We start from the raw sequence: 22615 nt of genomic DNA on the forward strand, positions 1-22615 counted from the left end.
GAAACAAAGTGGTTCCGCCCGTCTCCCTGACCGGCGGGCGGGGCCACCTTGTCCCCCGCTCCCGCGCCGCCGGCCGGAACAGATCAGTCGAGTGCCGCGCCCGCGGTCTCCGGCGCCCAGGCCGCCGAGACGATCGCGCCGAGCACGAGGAAGCTCGCGAGGATGGTCATCGAGGTGGCGAAGCCGAGGTGGTCGATGGAGAGCGGCAGCAGGAAGGTACCGGCGGCGGAGCCCACCCGGCTGAGCCCGTTGAGGAGTCCGACTCCGGAGCCCCGCAGGGGAGTCGGGAACAGCTCGGGCGGATAGACCTGGTCGAGGTTGGAGGCCGCCGACATCACCAGGGTGAAGACCAGGAAGAGCACGAAGAGCAGCAGCTTCGGCCCGCCCGGCCACAGCCCCATCGGGCCGAGCGCGAGGGCCATGACGATGAACGAGCCGGTGACGAAGGCGCGTCGCGAGAAGCGGGCCACGCACCACAGACCGATGACGCTCCCGAGGAACAGGAAGCCGTTGAGCAGGCCGTCCACGGTGACGCTCTCGTCGATCGCGAACTTCGCGAGCACCACGGGCAGGAAGGTGTAGATGGCGAAGTACGGGATGACCTGGCAGTTGTAGTACAGGATCCCGAACGTGGTGGCACGCCACTGCTCGCGGCTGAACAGGTCCCGGTAGGAGCCGGACGAAGAGGTCTCGGGCTGCGAGGTGTTGCGGACCGATTCGAAGTCGACGTTCGGGCCGATGTAGCGCGCGACGACGGCACGCGCCTCCTCGATGCGGCCCTTGCTCACCAGCCACCGCGGGGACTCCGGGGTGCCGATCCGGAGGACGAGGACGACCGCGGCAGGAATGGCGCCGGTACCCAGCAGCCAGCGCCAGCTGTCGCCGCCGAACCCGGTGATGTAGTGACCGAGGAAGAACGAGCAGATGTAGCCGATGGTCCACAGCGCGGTCAGCGAGGCGAGCAGGAAGCCGCGGTGACGTCGTGGACAGAACTCGGCGACGAGGGTGGGACCGATGGCGTAGTCGGCACCGATGCCCACGCCGATCAGAACACGGAGCGCGAAGAGGAGCTCGGGGCTGTTCGCCCAGATCTGGGCCACCGATGCGACCGTGATGAGGGCGAAGTTCAGCGTGTAGAGCTTCTGCCGGCCCATGCGGTCGGCGAGCCAGCCGAGGCCGATGCTGCCGACGAAGATGCCGATGAGGGCGGAGGCGCCGAGCATTCCCTGCCAGACGGCGCCCAGACCCATCTGCGGGGCCATGAGGGTGAGGGCGATGCCGATGACGCCGAGCTGGTACCCGTCGGAGAAGTTGGCACCGAAAGTCAGCGCGGTGACTTTGAGGTGGAAGCGGTTGAGAGGCGCGTCGTCGAAGGAGTACGACGTGGCCGGGGCAGGAGGCATCGCGGAAGCGGTGGGCGGTGAGGAGGTGCCGGCGTCTGCCATCGGGTTCAGGTTGTCCCCTCGATCACGGCTGCTCGGGGCGGCCCGCCTGGTGGCAGCGCTGGCCGCCAACAGGCTTGCATGGATAGTTTCATGAAGCCTCAGTTCTGAATTGATATATGTCAAGGGGTGAGCGGGACGGACGTGGGCGAGGCGACATCGGACGGCAGCCGGCCACGGACGGAGCCCTCGCGCCCACACAGATGAAGACGCGGATGAAGAGCACTCAAATCTTTTGTATCGTGATGGAACAAAGAATCACGACAGACCGCAGAGCAGCAGCAGAAAAGCCGCAGAGCACGACGAAGAGGATGGATGCCTTGAGTAACGAACGACTCCTGGGTGTGTTTAAGGGCGTACTCCTCGACATGGACGGGACGCTGGTGAACTCCGACGCCGTCGTCGAGCGCATCTGGCACCGCTGGGCCGTCGCCCATGGCCTGGACCCGCACGAGGCGCTCAAGGTGGTGCACGGCCGCCAGGGGTACGCGACGATGGCCATCCTGCTCCCGGACCGCCCCGTCGAGGAGAACTACGCAGACAACCGTACGATGCTCGCCCAGGAGACCGCCGACACCGAAGGCGTCGTCCCGGTCCCCGGCGCACCGGCCTTCATGGCGTCCCTGGCGGGTCTGCCGCACGCCCTGGTCACCTCGGCCGACGCGGCGCTCGCCCAGGCCCGGATGACGGCTGCCGGGCTGCCGATGCCGGAGGTCCGGGTCACCGCGGAAAGCGTCGGCGCCAGCAAGCCGGACCCGGAGGGCTTCCTCAAGGGCGCCGCCGAGCTGGGCTTCACCCCCGACGAGTGCCTCGTCTTCGAGGACTCGGAGGCGGGGATCGCCGCGGGCAGGGCGGCAGGTATGCGCGTCGTGGGCGTGGGCCCGCGCGCCGTCGCCCACCGGCCCACCGCACAGGTCCCCGACCTGACCCGGATCCGCGTCGAGCGGGCGGACGACGGCACCGTACTGGTCCACGTCACGGACTGACCTCGCGGCCCCGCGGGAGGTCCACGTCACAGACTGACCTCGCGCCCCCGCGGGAGATCCACGTCACGGACTGACGTCGCACCCCCGCGGGCCGGAACGGCCTGGACCGACGGCGCGACCTCGCAGGCGGGAACGACCCCGTGGGCCGGAACCGCCCGGTAGGCCGGAACCAGGCTCGCGGGCTGGAACCGCGCCCCCCGGCCCGGAAACGCACCCTCGCCCCCGGAACCAGGCCCCCGGAACCAGGCCCGCGGGGCGTCGCCCGCTCCCGGGCCGCCCCCGTCCGCCCGGGCTTCAGCCCGCGATGGCCTCGTACAGGCTGAACCCCGCGAGCGCCACCATCAGCGCGGCGGCGATCTTCGTGATGAGCCTCAGCGGTACGTGCTTCATCAGCTTGCGGCCGCCGAGGATCCCCAGACCGCCCACCGCCCAGAGCGCCAGCACCGCGCCGATGCCCACCGAGACCGGGCTGTCGTAGCGGGCCGCCAGGTTGGCCGTCATGATCTGGGTCAGGTCACCGAACTCGGCGACGAGAATCAGCATGAAACCGGCCCCGGCCACCTTCCAGAAGGACTGGTCGGCGGGGGCCTTCACCTCTTCCTCCTCCTCGTCCTTCTTGAAGAGCAGCACCGCCGCGCCCGCGAGGAAGAGCGCGCCGACGATCGCCTGCAGCAGCCGGTGCGGAATCAGAGTCAGCACGCTGCCCGCGGCGATGGCGAGTGCGACATGGACGGCAAAGGCCGCCGCGACCCCCACGAAGACGTACGAGGCCCGGTAGCGGGTGCCCAGCATCAGACCGGCGAGAGCGGTCTTGTCGGGGAGTTCGGCGAGAAAGACCACGCCGAAAGTGATCGCCAGGATCGTAAAGCTGATCACGGTTTGTTTCCTCAATCGGTTCGGGCTGACCGCACCGGGAGGACCTGACTCGGAGAGAAAAGGGGTCGCTTCGGCACGGCAGCGTCAACAGGACACTGCTGCCGAAGGTCTCGCTGGCGGGTCTCCAAGAAGATCCGCCTCCGGGCGCCGGCCGAACCGAGGTTCGGCAGTATGTCGACGTTCCGGCGAAGAGCTACTCCCCTTCTGCTCCGTACACGATACGGCACCGGCCCGGCGGCCCGCCCGCCCAGCTGCCACCTGGCCGACCGTGGCCACTCGCACCACACCCCACACCCCACGCGAATATGTCGAGCAGCGCACCGGACGCAGCGGCGCACCCGACACCACACCCCACGCTCCCCCGCCCCAGCTTCCTCAGCAGTCACACATCCCGGACAAAAGCCACGAACGGCTGACACGGCGGCCAAAAGTGCGACAACCTGCACCGGAACCGCCGCACGCCGCCTCGCCGCGCGGATTTCACAGGCGAGGCCGGACCGGACATCAGCATCCGGCGAGGCCGCGACCAGCGGAAGTACCCCGAGCGCGGCCCCGAGGACGGCGCGGACGAGGGCGGCGCGGGCCAACCGTACGGCTGTGCGGGAAATCTGCCGGAGCGTCAAACATCGGCAACCCTCTTGATGTGACGTGCTCATGTCGCCAGGCTGTTACCCGGCGCCCACCCCACGGCAATCCGGCGCCACCACGATGGCCGAGCCGGATCGGCAAAGCCCCTCCACCCCACGGGAGTTCGCATGTCAGGTGTCTCAGGTATCTCCAGTATCTACGCGCGTCGAATAGCGGTACTCACCGCGACCGCCGGTATCACCCTCGCCGGTCTCATCACCGCCCCCTCCGCCCAGGCCGCCCTGCCCACCCCGGTGAGCGCGGCCACCGCACGGACCTACCTCAGCTCCCTCACCGTCGCGGCCGAAGGGTCGTCCGACGGCTACAGCCGGGACAAGTTCCCGCACTGGATCACCCAGTCCGGCGCCTGCGACACCCGCGAGGTCGTGCTCAAGCGCGACGGCACGAACGTCGTCCAGAGCTCCACCTGCGCCGCCACCAGCGGCAGTTGGTACTCCGAGTACGACGGCGCGACCTGGACCGCGTCGTCCGACGTGGACATCGACCACATGGTCCCGCTCGCCGAGGCCTGGCGTTCGGGCGCCAGCAGCTGGACCACCGCACAGCGGCAGGCGTACGCCAACGACCTGACCCGGCCGCAGCTCATCGCGGTGACCGACAACGTCAACCAGTCCAAGGGCGACAAGGACCCGGCCAAGTGGCTGCCTCCGCGCGCCGCCTACAAGTGCACCTATGTCCGGGCCTGGGTGGAGGTGAAGCACTACTACAAGCTCACGGTCGACTCGGCGGAGAAGACGGCACTCCAAGGGGTGCTGAACAGCTGCTGAGCGCCCACCGGGCAGCCACTGAATGCCTGTTGAACGCCTGGTGAGCGGCTGCCGAGCGGATTCCGGCAGGAGCCCGGTCCTGAACCCGTCCCTGACTCTTCGTCGCTCCGTACGGCACGGGGCACGAAGCGGGACGGGTTCAGGACCGGGCAGGGGCCGGGTGGGGACCGGAGCGCCTGACTAAATGTTGAACTTGCAAGTTCTAGTCAGGCATACCTAATCTAGGGCTGCTCCGGTCCCCCACCGAAGGAGTTCGACCGTCATGCCTTCAGCGATATCCACGGCAGTGTCCTCACTCGGCCGGCAGGCCGATCTGGCCCGCCCGTACGCCCTGGCTCTCTTCCGCGCCGTGGTCGGCCTCCTCTTCGCCTGCCACGGCGCGGCTTCTCTCTTCGGTGTGCTCGGCGGCGCGCCGGGCGGCGGCACGGTGTCGGCGGGCAGTTGGCCCGACGGATACGCCGCCGTCATCGAACTCGTCGGCGGCGTACTGGTGCTGGCCGGACTGCTGACGCGCCCGGCCGCGTTCGTCGCGTCGGGTGCGATGGCCTTCGCGTACTTCCATGTGCACCAGCCCCACGCCCTGTGGCCGATCCAGAACGGCGGCGAGCCCTCCGTGATGTTCTGCTGGGCCTTTCTGCTGCTCGTGTTCACCGGCCCCGGCGCGCTGGCGCTGGACTCCGCGCTCATCACCCGTCGGCGCGTCACCGAGCCGGCCGCCCCGGTGCCGGCCTGACGCGCACGCCCCGCCCCGTCTCTCAGGTGGCGGGGCCTTACGCGGCGGGGCCGGCCGACGGCCCGAACGGCACCGTGAAACACGCGACGGGGTCCGCCGCGCCGCCCCGCACCCCGTCGATGACCACCGATCCGGCGCCGCCGGGCCGGAAGTTCCAGCCGCGCCGCGCGGTCACCGTGGCCGCGCCCTGCGCGTCCGTCGTGAAATCCAGCCGCACCTCGTCGTCGGCGCCCGGCGTCCGGCTGCCCGTGCCGCGCCGATAGCTCGGGCCCGCCGCGCCGGGGGTGCTGCCGCACTGCCTGGTGTGCACCCGCATACCGAACGCGTGCCCGGGCTTCAGCCCCGCCAGCCGCGCCGTCACTCGGGTGCCCGAGGGGTCCGTGTACTGCTCGACCTCGATACGGGAGGCCGCGGGCACCCGCTTCATGTCGTACGTCACGGCGGACGACGGGAGGAACGCGGTGGGCGGCGCGAACCGGGCGTGAACGCGCTGCCAGTACACGCCCGCGGGCGTTCTGGTACCGGCCGCGGGCGCGCTCCCCCCGGGCGCGTGACGCGCCGGAGCGCTCCCCGCCGCTGCGCTCCCCGCGGGAGCCGCCCCGCCGCCCGTCAGCATCGCCAGCGCCGCCGCTCCGGCCAGTACACCTGCCACGACCATCGTCCGCTCCTTGTACTCGTTTGCTCACTTGCCTGTTCACCGCTGCTTCGCAGCCGTACGGCCCCAGCCTGGTCGCAGCGCGGCCAAACCCCCGCACAGGAGCAGCCGTACGGGTGAACGGGACCTTTCGAACATCACCGGCCCCGGCGGATGGGCGCGGAACCTCCCCGCGTACGCTGTATGGCTGTACAGCCGCACCTGCCGCTCCCCTGCGACACCGCGGCGCTTTCACGAACGGGGAGTCCGGTGCTGGAGAGTCTGCGGTCGTTGACCGACAGTCCATGGATCTATGCCGTGGTCGCGCTCTCCGTCGTCCTCGACGTCTTCGTACCGCTGCTCCCCAGCGGAGTCCTGGTGATCACGGCAGCCACCGGCGCCGCCGCCGGTTCGACCACGGTGGCCGGCGAAGTCCCGCACAACGTCCCGGACTTGCTGGTCCTCACCGCCTGCGCCGCCGCTGCCTCGATCGTGGGCGATCTGATCGCGTACCGGCTGGCCTGGCGCGGCGGCGAACGCCTCGACCGGGCCATCGCACGCTCCCGGCGCCTGACCCGTGCGCAGGAACGGCTCGGCACGGCGCTGGCGCGGGGCGGCGGTCTGCTCGTCGTGATAGCGCGCTTCGCACCGGCGGGCCGCTCGATCGTCTCGCTGGGCGCGGGCGCCGCGCACCGCAGGGCGAAGGAGTTCCTGCCCTGGTCGGCCCTGGCGGGCGTGGCCTGGGCGGGTTACAGCGTGGGGCTCGGGTACTTCGGCGGCCAGTGGCTGGGCACGAGCTGGCTGGGCACGGCGGTCTCGCTCTTCGCACTGTTCGGCGCGGGCTCGGTGGCCGCACTGCTGATACGGCGTCCCGCGCCGGTGGCCGCACCGGTCTCGTAACCCCGGCCCGCCGCCGGCCTCACCTCTGGGGCTGCGCATCCCCCTTCGGTGTTCCTGACCCGCTCCCTCGGACCTCCAGGTCGGCGAGCAGTGTCTGCGTCGCGCGGGCGATCTCGTCGACGGCCCGGTCGAACACCGCGCGGTTGTGCGCGGCGGGGGCCCGGAAGCCGGAGACCTTCCGTACGTACTGAAGCGCTGCGGCCCTGATGTCCTCCTCGGTCGCTTCCCCGGGGAGTACGGGCGGACGGAGAGTCTTGATACTGCGGCACATACTTCCAGTCTGACGCGGACCGGCTGTCCCGGGCACGGATCCGGCGATCCGGTTGCCGCACGTTCGCGTGGCGCGAACCTGAACCGAACCTGACCCGGAGTACGCCAGGACCGGCCGGGTACGCCAGGGCCGGGGCGTCAGGCGGTCTCCGGCTCCCGTTCAGGGGTGATGCGCGGGATCTCGTAGCTGCCGTCCAGGACGGACTGCTCCGGCGTGTAGAGGCGGAGCATCGGCCGGAAGTCGCCTTCCGGCGCGGGGAGCCAGTTGGCCGCCTCCGCCGGGTCGGTGGGCCGGTCCTTCTGGATGCGCAGCGTGAGCGACCCGTCGTCGCCGTACACCAGACCCGGCGTGCGGTCGCCGATGGAGTAGCGGTCCGCGGGGTTGGCCACCAGGTAGTAGTCCGGTGAGTCGTACATGGTCACGGACCAGAACGACTGCACAGGCGGCGGGCTGTCGAAACGCAGGGTGTACTTCCTGGAACCGTTGAGCCAGTGGCCGTCCGCGTCCTCGGAGGTGTGCGCGTACACCGCTTCGTAGCCGTGGTTGCCCCACAGACCGACCCGCGCGGCGACCGCCCTGGTCAGATAGGACGACGTCCGGTCCTCGATGCGCCACTCCGGTGAATCGTGGGTCCCCACCCCGAACCAGTCGAGGTTGTAGTCGAAGAGGTGCGGGTTCATCTCCCAGTCACCGGGGGCCCGGGCGCCGTCCGCCCCCGTCCGGCTCGCCCTCTCGACCCGCGCCGCTCCGCGCTTCAGCCCTTCGGTGAGCGCGTGCAGGAGCTCGGGGGCGGGGTGGATGTACGGGGACGGCCCCTCCTCCAGCAGCTGGAGCGGCTGGAAGCGGTCCTGGTAGGCGCAGTCGTCGGCCGACGGCGGGAAGGCCGCCATCCAGACCCGCAGCTTCTCGAAGAAGTGCAGCGGTTCCGGCACATCGGGGTCGGTCGCCGGCAGCCAGGTGTGGTGCATGAACTCTTCGAGGACCTTGAGCGTGAGCCGCTTCTGCAGTCCGTGCACACGCGGCAGGTCGGCGGGGCCTTCGCAGGCGAAGCGTCCGGCGATCGAGACGACCGTGGTCGGCGCGTCGATCACCCCGGTCATCCCCTCGGGGGTTTCGCCGGCCCAACCGGGCGGCACGATCAGCCACTTGGTCTCGCCCGTGCCGGTGGCACGGCGGCCCACGTAGGCGAAATTGTTGGTCCACGCGTCGATGAACTGCAGCACGTAGTACGCACCGAGCGTGTCGGGTACGTGCAGCAGCAGCGGACCGCCGGAGAGGTCGAGCTGCGCGATCGAGTACACCGTGTCGTTGTTCACGGACACGAAGTGCGCGTCGGGGGTGGCGAGCCGCGAGGAGTGCGCGAACTCGTTGAAGGATGCGGACGGCAGCGAACCGAACCCCTCGTGGAGGGCGGCCTGGACCATCGACAGGTCGAAGACCAGCGGATACCCGTAGATGTACGCCTCGGTCGCCAGCTCCGTGAGATCGGAGGGGGCGGGGGGTGCGGCGGGTCCGTAGGATCCGGAAGGTGCGGCGGACTCGGCCGGGTCACCGGGACCGGCGGGAGCTGGGTGGGCCCCCTGATCCGGGCGGTCGGAGCGGTCCGCGTGATCGGGGCGGTCTGCGGGATCAGGGCGGTCGGGGCGGTCGGGGCGGTCTGCCTGATCGGAGCGGTCGGCTTGGTCGGTCACTTCGGACTCCTCTCGGCCGCGCACAGGCGCGCGGGAGCGCGGAGGCGGCTGCGGGAACCCTCGGATTCACGCGCCCGCCACAGTCCGGTGAGGTGTTTCCGGCCCTGGTGGACCCGATGCCGCTGCCCTCCCGGTGACAGCTCCGAGCCTCCGCGAGCGCCCGACGCGCAACCAGCGGAGCGCGGCCATCCGGGTGAAGCTGAGGGCGGGGGCTGGGGGACGCCGCTGGGGCGGGGCTGGGGGCGAGGGCTGAGGCCGGGGACCCCCGGATCTCCGGGCCGTACGGGCCCCGGCGAGACCGGACCCGCCCGGCCCCGCCCGGACCCGACGAGACCTGACCCGACCGGACCCGACCGGATCCGACCGGATCCGACCGGATCCGACGAGACCTGACCCGACCGGCCCCGCCCGGCTACGGCTCCGCCGTCACGCGGGGCTGCCTCCTGCCCAGCAGATCGCCCAGGCCCTGCCGGGTCCCGGCGACGACGACCCGGTCCTCGGGGCGCAGGACGTAGCTCTGCGGCAGGTTCCAGACCAGCTCGGCCTTGCGGTCCTCCCCGTACGAGGAGCGGTGCGCGGACAGATCGGCGCGGCGCTCGTCCGGGTCCGCGAGATCGAGCGCGAGGATCCGCCAGGCGCCCTCCCGGAAGACCTCGCCGAGGGTACGGCCCTCCAGCAGGGGGTGGCCCGCGACATCCACCGCGGCGAACAGCAGCACCCGGCGCTCGACCGGCATGGCACCGAGGATCTGGCGCCCCATCATCGCCGCGGCGAAGGCGGGTGCGGCCAGCGTGGAGACGCTCCGGCTCCGGGTGACGGCCTGCGGGTGGGCCGCACGCAGCGTACGGAAGACGGCGGAGGCGAACGCGTCGTCGAAGAGCCGCATCGCGACCCGGAGGTCGGGCTTCACCGTGCGGGCGTAGAGCGCCGCCTCCAGGTTGGTGATGTCGGCGCTGGTGAGCGCGAGCAGCGCGCGGGCCCGTTCGATCTTGGCGGCTTCCAGCACGCCCTCCGTGGTCACATCGCCGATCACGATCGGCACCCGCAGCCGCCGCGCCAGCGCGACCCCGCGCGCCTCCGGGTCGGCCTCCACGCACACGACGGGGATGTCCAGCTCCCGCAGCCGGGCCAGCACCCGCGAGCCGACCTTGCCGAGCCCGAGCAGGACGACGTGCCCGGAGAGCCCGCGCGGCGGGCGGCGCAGCGTGGCGGCGGTGCGGAACGTCCCGAGCCCTTCCAGTACGGCCGCGACCAGCACCGGCAGCAGGAGCAGTCCGGTCAGCCCGGACAGCATCTGGAGCACCTGGCGGCTGGCGGGCTCGCCGATCGCGGGGTCGTCGATCGCGAAGATGTCGAGAATCGTCAGGTACGCGGCGTGCATCGGCGACATATTCGTGGTCAGCCAGGAGGCGACGGCCAGGCCGAACACCGAGGCGAAGATCCCGAAGAGGGACCAGCGCAGCCGGCGCGAGAACACCTGCGCGAGCGGCGCGCCGCGGCCGGCCAGCCTGCTCGGCGAGAGGTCGGGGCCCTGATAGGAGACCGCCTCCAGGACGACCGTTCCGCGCCCGGACGCCGCGCGGACGGACGCCTCGTCGGGGAGGAGCTGGGGTCCCGCGTCACCGCTGCTGTCCGAACCGTCGGCTCCTCCCGGATCGCCGGTGGTCGACGAGAGCAGTGCGAGGGTGCACAGGCCGGGGTCGGTGGCCGGGCCGTACCGGACGGCCGGCGGCCGCTCCACGGCACGCAGCAGCAGTCCGTCGGCCTGGACGACCTTGCTCGTACCGGCCACGGCGGTCGCTGCGAGGGCGGGGGCCGCGGTGTCGGCGTCCGACAGTACGGTCGTGGACGCGTCGACCTCGTCCCGGTCCATGTCCGGCGCGCTGACGGCTGCCGCCTGGTCGAGCAGTTCTTCCAGATGCTGGCCGAGCTTGCGGTTGTAGAGCCGGATCACCAGCCGCAGCCGGGGGTTGAGCCGCCGGGCGGCGAGCGCGCCCCGGATGTTCGCCTCGTCGTCCTGGTGGACGAGCGCCAGCGCGGACGCCTCTGCCACCCCGGCGCGCAGCAGCACCTCGTCGTCCAGATCCGGCGCTTCGAGCAGCCGGTCGGCCACCGCGTCACGATCGCCGGGCTGCGGGCCCGCGACGACGCGCGACATCCGCCCGAAGAGCGCGGAGGCCCGGCCGACCGGGGTGAGCTGGGTGTGCGCCGGGACACCCGCCGCTCCGGCCGGCGGTACGACGAGGGTCACCGTCTCCCGGTACACACCGCGCAGCTCGGCGGCGAGCCGGTGGGCCAGACCGTCGTCACCACACACGATCATGTGGCCCTCGGGGGAGCTCTGTTGGCTCTGATTCGGGAGTGAGTACACGTCAACAGAGACTGCCCCATGGGGGTGTTCGGTTTCACACGCGGGTTCGGGAAGGGACCAGACCCCGAGGTTGCCCCGGCGATCGGCCGGTCCGTACAGCAAGCCTCGATTCCATAACGTCGCAGCGACTCCGATGCTTCGCAAGGGAAACCTTTGCATAGGCTAAACATCTAAGGTGGCACCCGGAAACGCGCCCTGGGACGCGTCCAGGAACGCGTCTGCGTGCTCTCACGTGCTCTCACGTGCAACGGAACCGCACAGATGTCCGTCTGACAGTCATGGAGGGCTGAGGAGCAGACACCACCGCCCGCGAATCGCCCGCCACACCACCGGAGAGCCCTGTGCCAGAGGAGAAGAGGCCGGAGGAGAAGAGTCCCGCGTTCGCCTCGCTGTCCGTCCAGTCGCTGTCGGTCCTGCCGTTCGCGGTGATGGCCGTGGTCGCGGGGGTGGACATCTCAGCGGGTTCGAGCGTCGGATTCCTGCCGCTGATCTCGCTCGGACCGGCGTTCGCCGGGCTGATCGGCGGCTGGCGGCGCACGGCGGCCATCGGGGTGCTGGCGCTCGTGCTCTGCTACGCGCTCGCCTGGCACGACGGGGCGTTCCACGCCAGGCGCGGATACACCGCGATGTCGTCGGTGCTCGGCGTGACCATCGCCGGGGTGGCGGCCGCGGTCATGCGCCAGCGCCGCGAGGCGGAGCTGGCCAGCGTGCGCTCCATCGCCGAGGTCGCCCAGCGGGTGCTGCTGCGCCCGGTGCCGCACAGAGCGGGCCATCTGCGCGCCGCGGTCTCGTACACATCGGCTGTGGCGGAGGCGCACATCGGCGGGGATCTGTACGAGGTGGTCGCCGCCCCGGACGGGGTGCGGGTGATCGTCGGGGACGTACAGGGCAAGGGGCTGGAGGCCGTCGAGACCGCGGCCGTGGTCCTCGGCGCCTTCCGGGAGGCCGCGCACGACGAGCCGGACCTGGCGGGGGTCGGAGCCCGCGTCGAACGGTCCGTGGACCGGGCGCTCCAGGGCGAGAAGTTCGTGACGGCGCTGATCGCGGAGATCAGCCCGGACCGGGGCGCGCTGTTCCTCAACTACGGGCATCCGCCACCCCTCCTCGTACGGGCGGACGGCTCGGCGCACTTCCCCGAGCCTGCGGAGTACGCGCTTCCGCTGGGCCTCGGCGTCCACGGGACCGAAGGGCCACAGCCGTTCCGGGTCGCTTTCGGCCCCGGCGACCAGCTGCTCCTCTACACCGACGGGGTAACCGAGGCCCGGGACCGCGACGGAACCTTCTACCCCCTCGGCAAGCGGCATCAGCTCCTGAGAGACGATGATCCCGAGCGTGCGCTGGAGTGCCTGCGCAAGGACCTGGTGCAGCACACGGCGGGACCGCTCCAGGACGACGCGGCGATGCTGCTGCTCCGTTACCGGGACGACGGCGCCGTCAGCAGCACCCGGGACACCCCGCGGTAGCAGCGCCGGAGCGACGAAACCTACCCTGACCTGCCTTTCTTTACTGCACCTTGATTGCTATTGCGAGGTGCTTGCAGTTGGCTGTCTACGGCTTATCGAACCGGAAGGCAGCACCATGAGCACCACGACCACCTCTCCACCCCCGACTCCGACGCGACGCCGACGTCTGCAGATGTCGATGACGCGCCAGGAGTGGACCCGGCTGGGTGGCATGGGCGCGTTCATCGTGGCGCTGCACGTCGTCGGGTGGCTCACGCTGGTGACGATCGTGGCCCCCGAGCACTACAGCCTCGGTACGAAGTCGTTCGGCATCGGGATCGGTGTCACCGCGTACACCCTGGGTATGCGGCACGCCTTCGACGCGGACCACATCGCGGCGATCGACAACACCACCCGCAAGCTGATGAACGAGAAGCAGCGCCCCCTGTCGGTGGGCTTCTGGTTCTCGCTCGGGCACTCAAGCGTCGTGTTCGTCCTGGCGTTCCTGCTGTCCCTGGGCGTGAAGGCCCTCGCGGGCCCGGTGCGCGACGACAACTCCCAGCTGCACAACGTCACCAGCCTGATCGGCACGACCGTCTCCGGGTTCTTCCTCTATCTGATCGCGGGCATCAACGTCCTCATCCTGGTGGGGATCTGGAAGGTCTTCCGGAAGATGCGCTCGGGCGACTTCGACGAGGCCGCGCTGGAGGAGCACCTCAACAACCGGGGCCTGATGAACCGGCTTCTGGGGCGTGTGATGAAGTCGATCACCAAGCCCTGGCAGATGTACCCGCTCGGTCTGCTCTTCGGCCTCGGCTTCGACACCGCCACGGAGATCGCCCTGCTCGTCCTGGCGGGCTCCGGCGCCGCCTCCGGGCTGCCCTGGTACGCGATCCTCTGCCTGCCGGTGCTGTTCGCAGCCGGCATGTGCCTGCTGGACACCATCGACGGCTCGTTCATGAACTTCGCGTACGGCTGGGCGTTCTCGAAGCCCGTCCGCAAGGTCTACTACAACCTCACGATCACCGGCCTCTCGGTGGCGGTGGCGTTCATCATCGGCACGGTCGAACTGCTCGGCCTGCTCACCCAGAAGCTCGGCCTGCACGGCGCCTTCTGGGACTGGGTCGGCGGGCTGGATCTGAACATCGTCGGCTTCGTGATCGTCGGACTGTTCTTCGTGACCTGGCTGGTGGCGATGGCGATATGGAAGTTCGGCCGCATCGAGGAGAAGTGGACAGCGGGCCTCAGCCCGGCAGGCCCGGGCCGGAACGGGATGGACGAGGAAGCCGGGCAGACCGGCACGCCGGGCCGTCCCTAGAGCTCCGGATCGAAGGCCCTTACGCCGTCCTCGGGGCTCCACACGGCGGCAATGGTGACGAGTTCGCGCGCACCGGACGCACGGGCGTGCCCGGCGCGACGAGTTCGGCGCAGGGCCCACCGGTGCGGGATTACGCCCGGAGCCCCCCCGGCCCGGACCGAGCCCCGCCCCCGCAGGCGGCCGACGAGGTCAGCTCTTCTGCGCCGCGGCCATGCCCTTCAGCATGTCGTCGGTGTTCATCACCGGCTGGATCTCGATCTCCGCGCCGAGCCCCTGGAAGAGCGGCTCCGCGATGGAGGGCAGCAGTGAGCTGTCCTGCATGTCGAAGACAAAGGTGCAGGCCCGTCCGCCCTTGATGGGGCCGAAGTAGGCCGCCTCCGGCTTGAGCCGTTCCGACATCGACTGCATGATCTTCTGCAGCGTGCCGTTCTTGACGGCTTCGTTCGTGATCTGGGTGTCCATACGCGCCCTCAACATGACCCTCACAGCACCGCTCCTCCCGTCCACCGTGGCCGGCGCGGTCCCGTCCGCACTCCCTGTGACTCGGTGACGTCGGGCTCAGCCTTGCTCCGGGCAATCGGGGCAGCAACATCTCAGCCACCATCCGTGGATGACAGAAACGCAAGGCGCTCGTACTCCTGCGACGACTCCCCGGGCAGGATCGGCCGGTCGCAGCTCGCGCAGATCATGAGACGGCTTCGCACTTCTCGTCCCGCCACGCGTGCTGCAGCAAGCGCCCCCGGTCGCACAAGGCGTCCTGTGTGCATTCGCGACACCAGATGATGTGCTCCAGATAGTGGGTGTAGGCCACCTGGACCCGGCGGTCCTGCTCCCGGCGGATGCCTGAGAGCGCGGTTGAAGGGTTCATGAGGCGCCGCCCGTCGACATGGCCCCCTGCTCATGGCCGGGGCAGGCGCGCGGGAACCAGGTGAGGCTGAGGCCGCCTTCTACGTATCGTCGCGGCCCGAGGTCCTTTGCAGAGCCATTACGAAGGGGGGTGGTGCACCACACGCAGTCCGCACCGGCCAGCTGGCGCTGCGACAAGGTGCCGACTGATGGCAGCTCTCTTTCCTGCGTATCACTCATGATGCCCCGTCATGTCGTTGATCAGGTCTCTGATCAGAGTGACGGGCTGGGGAGGGCTTAACGCTCACGAATCTGTGAGCGTTGTGAGCGTGACTTACATGCCGACCCAGGAGGCCATCTGCGACAAGGTGTCCGGGGTTCGGCGGGCCAGGTGGACGAGGCCGGTGACGGCCGCGCGAGTCCCCGGGAGGTAGCGGGTCTGCTCCGGCGCCGCGCGGCGGGCCTCGATCAGATGCCGCAGCGCGGCATCGGTGTGTCCCGTCTCCATCTCTACTACGGCACGGTCCACGAGGAAGCGGGCCCGTCGAGAGGTCAGGGTGGACGGAGGGAGATTCAGTTTGCGCGCTTGGACCAGGGCGTGATCGTACTGACGTAGAGACATTGAGGCGCCCATCTCGTGGAGTGCCACGTTCTTCAATCCGAAGGACAGCCAGTGCACCGCGCCGGCTTCCCCACCCACACGCACGGCAAATTCACGCGCGGCTGCGATGTGCCCCTCGACCGCACCCTGGTCACCGGCCCTGGCAGCAACCGCCGAGGCTCCGAGGTGTAGTTGCCCTGCCACCACCAGCGCCTCGCGAGACGACTCGCCAGCCAGCATCTCGTGACCTGATGCGATGAGGCGCCTCCCGATGTCGTGCTCGCCATCCTTGTAAGCGAGAGCCCGTTTGTACTGGCGCACCGCGGCGAGGCAGGGATCAGAGGCGCGTTCTGCCGCCCAGCTCATACGGTCGAGGGCCACCGTGGACAGGTCGGGATAGCCGAGCTTCAGGGCGATGTCCGCGGCGGTCCGGTAGCTGGAGGCGAGGGCCTGCCATGTACTGGTGGTCGGTGAGGTGAAGCCGAGGCAAGTGAGTTCGGTGATGATGCCGGGCAACGCCGTGGCGGCTTTGTGTAGATGCGTGGCCCGCACTTGCTGACAAACGAAATCTGCTTCCGCAGACAGATCATCTGCGCTCCTGGTGGCGGCCGCCGTCGGTTCAATGTCGTACAGGTCGAGGGCTTCCCGGATTGGGCGTACCAGCGCGGTGAGGCGGTCGTGCTGCATGTGCTGTCCCGTCAGAACGGTGACCTCGACCTTGAGCGCGCGGGCAACAGCGTCCACGAAGTCATCTGTCGCCGGGCGGGCGCCGCACTCGACCTGGTTCAACAGGCTGTACGAGTACGGGATCCGGTCCGACAGACCGCGTTGTGTCAGCCGAGCAAGTCTCCTCTGCTCTCTGATGCGGGCGCCCGTGTGGTCGTCGTCCAGTGTGGGCATCCTGGTCTCCGTTCTGACTCGTCATGTGGGACGGTACCCGCGCCGCATGGTGCTGGACCCTGCGTCGTCCCCGAACCGAGCCGGTTCGGGGCGGTTGCTTGTGATCCACTGGTCGGCATGACCTCACGAACTCTGTATCTGTTCGGCTCCGCCGCCCCGCCAGTGTTCGACATCGCCCGTGTCATCGAGGATGCTCAGGCCCACGGTTGGGATGTGTGCCTGGGGTTGACGCCGAGCGCGGCCCTCTGGCTCGACAACAGCCTGGACGGTCTGGCGGCGCTGAGCGGACACCCGGTGCGCTCCGAGTACAAGCTGCCCGGTGAGCCGGATGTGTGGCCGAAGGCGGACGCGATCCTGGTGGCGCCGGCCACGTTCAACACGATCAACGAGTGGGCGCTCGGGTTGACCAGTAAGTTCGTCGTCGGGGTCGCAGCAGAAGGCATCGGCAAGGGGATTCCGCTGGTCGCGATGCCGTGCGTGAACTCGGCATACGTGCGGCATCCCGCGTTCGCTCAGTCGGTGGAGACGCTGGCCGGTGCCGGGGTCACGGTGCTGTACGGGGAGGGCGGCTTCGTGCCGAACGAGCCCGGCGAGAAACGCCCGTTCCCGTGGACGACTGCTCTTGATGCGGTGGAGACTGTTGTCAGCTCGGAGCCGGGAGCGCCGCGCGGCTGAGTGGGACGCCGCACAGGCCAGAAGCCAGAAATACTGTCGCCTGTTTCCCGCCGGCGGCGAACAATGCCGGGCATGGGGACAGACATTCACGGCTTCATCGAGTGCCGCTGGGATCGCTGGCTGGACGAGGACGATCGCGCGTGGAGCCAGGTCATCGACATTTCGCATCTATACAACGGGCGCTCCTACGTCGCCTTCGGGGCCCTGTTCGGTGTCCGTGAAACCGCCTCGCACCGTGCACTCGCCGATCACCGAGGTCTCCCTCATGACGTGTCGAAAGAGGTCCTCGCTTGCTTCGAGCCCTGGAGTGATGAGCTGCACGGTGAGTCCTGGATCTCCTGGGCGGAGCTAGCAGCCGCCGACTGGGACGAGGTCGCAAACGAGGTCGATGACTGTGTTCACGAGTACCGCCGGAGCTCTGACGGCAGCTGGAAGATGCACGGCCGGAACTCCAGCCTCACCCGCTTTGCCGAACTCTCCGGCCTCACTGATGCCCGGCACCTCTACCGCGCGGGCAGCGTCTGTCCCGAGAACACCGAGTGGTCGGACGGCGACCGGCTCTTCCGAATCGGCCGCCGTCAGCGGAAGCATGCCGTGCCTGACAGCGAATGGGGTCCCATCTGGTCGGTCATGCGCACGCTGGCGAAGTTGCACGGCGACGAGGGAGTCCGCCTGGTCGTCTGGTTCGACGGCTGACTCCATCCCGCGTTGGCCCTCGTCCGGCGTACGTGCCATCTGGCACGTACGTGTCACGACGCCACGCGCCGCCTGAGTCGAGGACGAACGGACAAGGCCCAGGCTCCCGGCTTGCTACCGGTGGCCTGGGCCTTTGCCGTACTGCTCACTGGTGGGCGCGGACGGTTTCGAACCGCCGACATCTGCTTTGTAAGAGCAGCGCTCTACCCCTGAGCTACGCACCCGTGGATGAAGCAACAGGGTACATGGCCCCGGGCCCCCGTTCGCAAACCTGTTGCAGGAGCCAAGGAACGCCCCCGGGCAGAAGCCCCGGAGCGGCCCACCAGCCCGTACGACCGGGGGATAACCCCACCCCCGGTCCGGTGGGCCGCTGGATCGTGTGGGGATGGGGGCGGTCCGTACCGTTGGGGCTCTTCGGCAGGTTCGGTTCGATCTGGGGGAATGATCTACGTGGCACTCCGTCCTCGTACGCTTGTCGCGGCCGGAGGGGCCGTTCTTGTCGCCGTCGCCCTCACCGGGTGCGGCTCGGATCCCTCGGACGCGCCTGCCGAGCACAAGGCTTTCGCGTTCAGCGGGAAGACGCTGACCATCGACACCAACAACTCCACCATCGACCTGGTACCCGCCGATGTGAAGTCCGTGCAGGTCACCCGACACGTCGACGGGTGGGTCTTCCTGGGCAACGGGCCCGACGCCTCCTGGTCCATGCGGGACGGCACGCTCAGCCTGAAGGTGAAGTGCAGCGCCCTCGTCAGCAGCTGTGCGTCGCGGCACCAGATCAAGGTGCCGCGCGGGGTCTCCGTGATCCTCAAGGACAACAACGGGTCCGTGACCGCCGCCGGTTTCGACACCTCGCTGAAGCTCCGCTCGAACAACGGCAAGGTCACCGTCCGGGACTCCAGCGGAGCCCTCGACCTGAGCAGCGACAACGGGGCCATCAACGCCGACGGCGTCTCGTCCAGGCAGGTCACAGCGGACTCCAGCAACGGTGCGGTACGGCTGTCGCTCACCGCGGTTCCCGACCGGGTGGAGAGCTTCAGCAACAACGGGGCGGTCGAGATCACACTGCCCAAGAAGCCGGGGCTGGCGTACAAGGTCGAGACCCGGAGCAGCAACGGGAGCACCCAGGTCGGGGTGCCCACGGACGACGCCAGCCGCCACTCCATCGCTGCGCGCAGCGACAACGGAAGGATCGTTGTTCGAAGCGCGAACTGACCGGCCCGTGTGTTCGTCCCTACCTGGTGGGAGAATGGCCAGGGCAGGGCGGACCAGCACGGGAGAGGGATGTGACGGCAAGACACGGGCAGCCGTATGCGCGATCGAGTGCCGTCCGGGATGTCCTGACGCTGATGGCCCTCCCGGTGCCGTTGCTCGCCGGTCTGGCCGGTGCCTTCGCAGGTGGGGGCACGCGGCGCTGGTTCGGCGGGCGGGGTGAGAGCCAGCGGGCCGACGCGCAGGCCGCGAAGGACGCCGCGGCCGCGGCTTTCTACGACCTCGACACCGCTCAGCGCGATCTGCGGATCTCGATCGAGACGATCTCCGCTGTGGACAACTCGCCGGAGGCCCGTAAGGCCCTCTCCGATTTCGCCTCGCTGGGGCAGCGGATCGACGAGGTGAGCACTTCGTACATCACTGCGGTCGACGCCCATGACCTGGACCGGGACGGTCTGGAGGGCTCCGCCCTGTCCCAGGCGCGTACGGAGCTGACCCGGGCCAAGGACGATCTCGTACGCGTGAAGGGCGAGCTCGACCGGTTCGGGCAGGGGCTGGGGCCGCTGCTCGGCAAGGCCGAGACGCAGCTCGCCCGGCTCGCGCCCGCCGTGGAGCGGGCGCGGCAGGCGCTCCTCTCCGCGAGCAATGCTCTCGACGCGGTACGGGAATCCGGGCTGAAGGCCGACGACCTCGCCACCCGTCTCGCGCAGCTCGGGCCCGAGCTGACAAAGCTCAACCAGGGCGCCGGCCAGCACGGTGTGCAGGGCACGCTGGACCGCGCGGACAAGGTGATGCGTGACGCCGAAGCCGTACGGGCCGAGGCCGCCCGGCTGCCGGAGCGGGCCTCCGAGATCGACCGCCGCCTGGTGTCGCTCCGTACCCGCGCCCAGGCCCTCACCACCCGGGCCGGTACGGTCGCCCCGGTCCTCAGCGAGCTGCGCCGGCGCTTCACCGCGCCGTGCTGGCAGGACCTCCAGCATGTGCCCGAGCAGGCCGCCGTGTCCGTGCGGCAGGCGGAGGAGAAGCTCAAGGAGGCGACCCGGGCGCGCGAGGAGCAGCGCTGGCCCGACGCGACGTCCCTGCTCACGACGGTCAGGTCGCTGCTCAACAGCACCGACGAGGCGGTCTCGGCTGCCGGTGCGCGGCTCGAACGGCTCAACGCTGTGGCGAAGGATCCGCAGCAGGAGATCGAGCGGACCAGGTTCACGATCCGGGACGCCCAGCGGCTGGCGATGGCGGGCCGGAACACCCCCGACCCCCGGCACGCCCGTCCGCTGGACCAGGCAGTGGAGCGGCTGGACCGGGCAGTCGCGGGGCTGGAGGGCCGGCACCCCGACTACTGGCACTTCCTCACGGAGACCGAGGAAGTACGGAAGACCGCCACGCGCGTGGTCGAGCAGATCCGCGAGGAGCGCGGCACCGGCCACTGAGCCGCTGGGACCGGATTGACCGGGTTGAACTGGACGGATTGAACTGGATTGACCCGGGCTGCGGTGGATTGAGACGGTCGGAGCTTGGGCCCGTTGTCAGGGCTCGTGGGGCCTTTGCACACCGGCATCGAATCACCAGAGCACAGCAAGAAATGGGAAGAGAACAGCATGGACCGCACGGACTTCACCGCGACTCTCCGAAATGAGCGGCTGGTCGCCATCGTCCGCGGCTCGGACCCCGAGGCGTCCTTCAGGTCGGTCATGACGCTCGTCGAGAGCGGGATACCCCTGGTCGAGGTGTCGCTCAGCGGCACGGACGCGCTCGGGGTCATACGCCGGGCGCGGGCCGCGCTCGGGGACGGCGCGTGGCTGGGCGCGGGCACCGTGCTCACCGCCGACGACGCGCGGCGGGCCGCGGACGCCGGGGCCGGTCTCATCGTGACGCCGGGGCTCGGTGCGTGCGTGGACGAGTCGGTACGGCTGGGGCTTCCCGTACTGTCCGGAGTCGTCACCCCCACCGAGGTCATCGCCGGTGTCGCGGCCGGCGCCACCGCGCTGAAGCTCTTCCCCGCCTCGGTGGGCGGCCCCGCCTATCTGAAGGCGCTGCGGGCCCCCTTCCCGGATGTTCCGTTCGTACCGGTGGGCGGGGTGGACGCGGCGGCCGCCGCGGAGTACCTCGCGCTGGGTGCGGTCGCCGTGGGCGTCGGGTCGCCGCTGATCGGGGACGCGGCGGACGGCGGGGACCAGGACGCGCTGCGGAAGCGGGCCGCCGCGTTCCTGAACGTCGTGGAGACAGCGCGGGCCACCGGAGCAGCGGCCACGGCGGTCCGGTCATGAGCGTGTTCACCTTCGGCGAGACGATGGTCGCCCTGCGCGGCGAGGGGCAGCTGAAGCTGGGCGGCACCATGGCCGTCTCGGTCGCCGGTGCCGAGTCGAACGTGGCCATCGGCCTGGCCCGGCTGGGGCACCCCGTGCACTGGGTGGGCGCGGTCGGCGCCGACGAGGCCGGTGAACTGGTGCTGCGGACGCTGCGCGCCGAGGGGGTCGGCGTCACGGGCACCACGCGTGACGGGGCCGCGCCCACCGGGCTGCTCCTCTTCGAGCCGCGGCTGCCCGGCGTGACCCGGGTGCACTACTACCGCGCGGGGTCGGCCGGTTCGAGGATCGCGGCCGACGACGTGGAGCGGGCCTTCGCCGCGTTCCTGGAAGCCGGAACGGGAGCTGGGACAGCCACGAGCGGGGATGCCCACACCGGCACCGGCACGGACAGCGCCGCCCGCGTGCTGCATCTGACGGGCATCACCCCCGCCCTCTCCCCCACAGCCCGCACCGCAGCCGAGCGTGCCATGGAACTGGCCGCCGAGCACGACGTGTTGATCAGCCTCGACGTCAACTTCCGCTCCCGGCTGTGGAGTACGGATGAGGCGTCGGCGGTGATGCGGGACTGGGCACCGCGCGCCGACGTACTGATCGCATCCGACGACGAGTTGCCGCTCTGTCTGCCCGCGGGCTCCCCGGATGATCCCGCCCGGCAGGCGGGAGCGCTGCTGGAGGCCGGGGCGGGCGAGGTCGTGGTCAAGCTCGGTGCGGCGGGCGCCACGGCGTACACCTTGCAGGGCGAACTGCACGCACCTGCCCGTACGGTGCCGGTCGTGGACCCGGTCGGCGCGGGCGACGCGTTCGTCGCCGGGTATCTCTCGGCGCTGCTCGACGGCTCGGACACGGCGGGGCGGCTGGACCGTGCGGTGACCACGGGAGCGTTCGCGGTGGCCGCGGCCGGCGACTGGGAGGGCGCTCCGACCCGCACCGAGCTGGGCCTCCTCGGAGCTGCGCCGGGAACAGTGGTGCGCTGAGGTGGTGCGCGGCGGCCCCCCGCACCTCTAATCTGGGCCTCATGCCCCGTTACGAGTACCGCTGCCGCTCCTGCGGCGACACATTCGAGATCAGCCGTCCGATGGCCGAGTCATCGGCGCCCGCCACCTGCCCCGAGGGCCATGAGGACACGGTCAAGCTGCTGTCCGCGGTCGCCGTCGGCGGGTCCGCCGCCGGGGCTCCGTCCGGCGGGAGCGGCGGAGGCGCCGGGGGCGGGTGCTGCGGCGGAGGCTGCTGCGGGTAAGCCACAACCGGGGCGCCGCGCGGCCTCGGCTCAGCGCCCCCGCGCGGCGCGGGTGAACTC

21 protein-coding genes and 1 tRNA gene are annotated in these 22615 nt (G+C 70.2%); 13 read left to right on the forward strand and 9 right to left on the reverse strand.

Features of this window, described 5'->3' with window-relative positions:
• Positions 1 to 83: 83 nt before the first annotated feature.
• The gene (locus tag OHB13_RS09515; protein ID WP_266857488.1) at positions 84 to 1445 is read right to left on the reverse strand and encodes an MFS transporter; all 1362 of its coding nucleotides are present in this window, start codon (positions 1443 to 1445) and stop codon (positions 84 to 86) included.
• 308 nt (positions 1446 to 1753) lie between these two features.
• Here OHB13_RS09515 and OHB13_RS09520 point away from each other — a divergent pair, with 308 nt between their 5' ends.
• On the forward strand, positions 1754 to 2428 hold the full coding sequence (locus OHB13_RS09520; protein WP_401600182.1) for an HAD-IA family hydrolase: 675 nt from the start codon (positions 1754 to 1756) through the stop codon (positions 2426 to 2428).
• Between the two features lie 294 nt (positions 2429 to 2722).
• Here OHB13_RS09520 and OHB13_RS09525 read toward each other — a convergent pair whose 3' ends face one another.
• Complete coding sequence (locus tag OHB13_RS09525; RefSeq protein WP_266857486.1) at positions 2723 to 3304, reverse strand: TMEM165/GDT1 family protein; 582 nt, start codon at positions 3302 to 3304, stop codon at positions 2723 to 2725.
• 773 nt (positions 3305 to 4077) lie between these two features.
• Between OHB13_RS09525 and OHB13_RS09530 the strand changes: the two genes are divergently transcribed.
• Entirely contained in the window at positions 4078 to 4719 is a 642-nt protein-coding gene (locus OHB13_RS09530) for an HNH endonuclease family protein (RefSeq protein ID WP_328380255.1), read from the forward strand.
• A 262-nt stretch (positions 4720 to 4981) separates the two neighbouring features.
• Complete coding sequence (locus OHB13_RS09535; protein ID WP_266857485.1) at positions 4982 to 5452, forward strand: DoxX family protein; 471 nt, start codon at positions 4982 to 4984, stop codon at positions 5450 to 5452.
• 37 nt (positions 5453 to 5489) lie between these two features.
• Here the strand turns inward: OHB13_RS09535 and OHB13_RS09540 are convergent, their stop codons facing one another.
• Positions 5490 to 6110 carry a superoxide dismutase family protein gene (locus OHB13_RS09540; RefSeq protein ID WP_328376761.1) on the reverse strand — a complete coding sequence of 207 codons (621 nt, stop codon included), beginning with the start codon at positions 6108 to 6110 and terminating at the stop codon, positions 5490 to 5492.
• Between the two features lie 246 nt (positions 6111 to 6356).
• On the opposite strand from OHB13_RS09540, the gene OHB13_RS09545 reads away from it, so the two are divergent.
• Positions 6357 to 6986, forward strand: a complete 630-nt coding sequence (locus tag OHB13_RS09545; RefSeq protein WP_266857482.1) for a DedA family protein — start codon at positions 6357 to 6359, stop codon at positions 6984 to 6986.
• A gap of 19 nt (positions 6987 to 7005) precedes the next feature.
• On the opposite strand, the gene OHB13_RS09550 is transcribed toward OHB13_RS09545, so the two are convergent.
• The 3 genes from OHB13_RS09550 to OHB13_RS09560 form a co-directional block, all read right to left on the reverse strand.
• Positions 7006 to 7257: a DUF2277 domain-containing protein gene (locus tag OHB13_RS09550; RefSeq protein ID WP_266857480.1), complete on the reverse strand. Its 252-nt coding sequence runs from the start codon at positions 7255 to 7257 to the stop codon at positions 7006 to 7008.
• Positions 7258 to 7394: 137 nt separating this feature from the next.
• Positions 7395 to 8948, reverse strand: coding sequence for a DUF1254 domain-containing protein (locus OHB13_RS09555; RefSeq protein ID WP_328376762.1), 1554 nt, complete (start codon positions 8946 to 8948; stop codon positions 7395 to 7397).
• A gap of 412 nt (positions 8949 to 9360) precedes the next feature.
• The gene (locus tag OHB13_RS09560) at positions 9361 to 11271 is read right to left on the reverse strand and encodes an NAD-binding protein (RefSeq protein ID WP_266857478.1); all 1911 of its coding nucleotides are present in this window, start codon (positions 11269 to 11271) and stop codon (positions 9361 to 9363) included.
• A 476-nt stretch (positions 11272 to 11747) separates the two neighbouring features.
• Between OHB13_RS09560 and OHB13_RS09565 the strand changes: the two genes are divergently transcribed.
• On the forward strand, positions 11748 to 12782 hold the full coding sequence (locus tag OHB13_RS09565) for a PP2C family protein-serine/threonine phosphatase (RefSeq protein WP_266861108.1): 1035 nt from the start codon (positions 11748 to 11750) through the stop codon (positions 12780 to 12782).
• Between the two features lie 178 nt (positions 12783 to 12960).
• Complete coding sequence (locus OHB13_RS09570) at positions 12961 to 14079, forward strand: HoxN/HupN/NixA family nickel/cobalt transporter (RefSeq protein ID WP_405755842.1); 1119 nt, start codon at positions 12961 to 12963, stop codon at positions 14077 to 14079.
• Between the two features lie 189 nt (positions 14080 to 14268).
• On the opposite strand, the gene OHB13_RS09575 is transcribed toward OHB13_RS09570, so the two are convergent.
• Together OHB13_RS09575 and OHB13_RS09580 are read right to left on the reverse strand one after the other, a co-directional pair.
• Positions 14269 to 14541, reverse strand: coding sequence for a DUF3303 family protein (locus OHB13_RS09575; RefSeq protein WP_328376764.1), 273 nt, complete (start codon positions 14539 to 14541; stop codon positions 14269 to 14271).
• 718 nt (positions 14542 to 15259) lie between these two features.
• Positions 15260 to 16426: a helix-turn-helix domain-containing protein gene (locus OHB13_RS09580; RefSeq protein ID WP_328376765.1), complete on the reverse strand. Its 1167-nt coding sequence runs from the start codon at positions 16424 to 16426 to the stop codon at positions 15260 to 15262.
• Positions 16427 to 16543: 117 nt separating this feature from the next.
• On the opposite strand from OHB13_RS09580, the gene OHB13_RS09585 reads away from it, so the two are divergent.
• Both OHB13_RS09585 and OHB13_RS09590 read left to right on the forward strand, forming a co-directional pair.
• The gene (locus OHB13_RS09585; RefSeq protein WP_328376766.1) at positions 16544 to 17101 is read left to right on the forward strand and encodes a flavoprotein; all 558 of its coding nucleotides are present in this window, start codon (positions 16544 to 16546) and stop codon (positions 17099 to 17101) included.
• A gap of 72 nt (positions 17102 to 17173) precedes the next feature.
• Positions 17174 to 17797: a hypothetical protein gene (locus OHB13_RS09590; protein WP_328376767.1), complete on the forward strand. Its 624-nt coding sequence runs from the start codon at positions 17174 to 17176 to the stop codon at positions 17795 to 17797.
• Positions 17798 to 17946: 149 nt separating this feature from the next.
• Here OHB13_RS09590 and OHB13_RS09595 read toward each other — a convergent pair.
• Positions 17947 to 18021, reverse strand: a tRNA-Val gene (locus OHB13_RS09595).
• A 217-nt stretch (positions 18022 to 18238) separates the two neighbouring features.
• Between OHB13_RS09595 and OHB13_RS09600 the strand changes: the two genes are divergently transcribed.
• From OHB13_RS09600 to OHB13_RS09620, 5 genes are all read left to right on the forward strand, one after another.
• Positions 18239 to 19012, forward strand: coding sequence for a DUF4097 family beta strand repeat-containing protein (locus OHB13_RS09600; protein WP_266857462.1), 774 nt, complete (start codon positions 18239 to 18241; stop codon positions 19010 to 19012).
• A 71-nt stretch (positions 19013 to 19083) separates the two neighbouring features.
• Positions 19084 to 20439: a hypothetical protein gene (locus tag OHB13_RS09605; protein WP_266857460.1), complete on the forward strand. Its 1356-nt coding sequence runs from the start codon at positions 19084 to 19086 to the stop codon at positions 20437 to 20439.
• Positions 20440 to 20607: 168 nt separating this feature from the next.
• Entirely contained in the window at positions 20608 to 21276 is a 669-nt protein-coding gene (locus OHB13_RS09610; RefSeq protein ID WP_328376768.1) for a bifunctional 4-hydroxy-2-oxoglutarate aldolase/2-dehydro-3-deoxy-phosphogluconate aldolase, read from the forward strand.
• Positions 21273 to 22292, forward strand: a complete 1020-nt coding sequence (locus OHB13_RS09615; protein ID WP_328376769.1) for a sugar kinase — start codon at positions 21273 to 21275, stop codon at positions 22290 to 22292. Before OHB13_RS09610 ends, OHB13_RS09615 begins: the two co-directional genes overlap by 4 nt.
• Positions 22293 to 22333: 41 nt before the next feature.
• Positions 22334 to 22555: an FmdB family zinc ribbon protein gene (locus OHB13_RS09620; protein ID WP_266857455.1), complete on the forward strand. Its 222-nt coding sequence runs from the start codon at positions 22334 to 22336 to the stop codon at positions 22553 to 22555.
• The last annotated feature ends 60 nt before the right edge of the window (positions 22556 to 22615 follow it).

The organism is Streptomyces sp. NBC_00440 (assembly GCF_036014215.1).
Classification (GTDB): domain Bacteria; phylum Actinomycetota; class Actinomycetes; order Streptomycetales; family Streptomycetaceae; genus Streptomyces.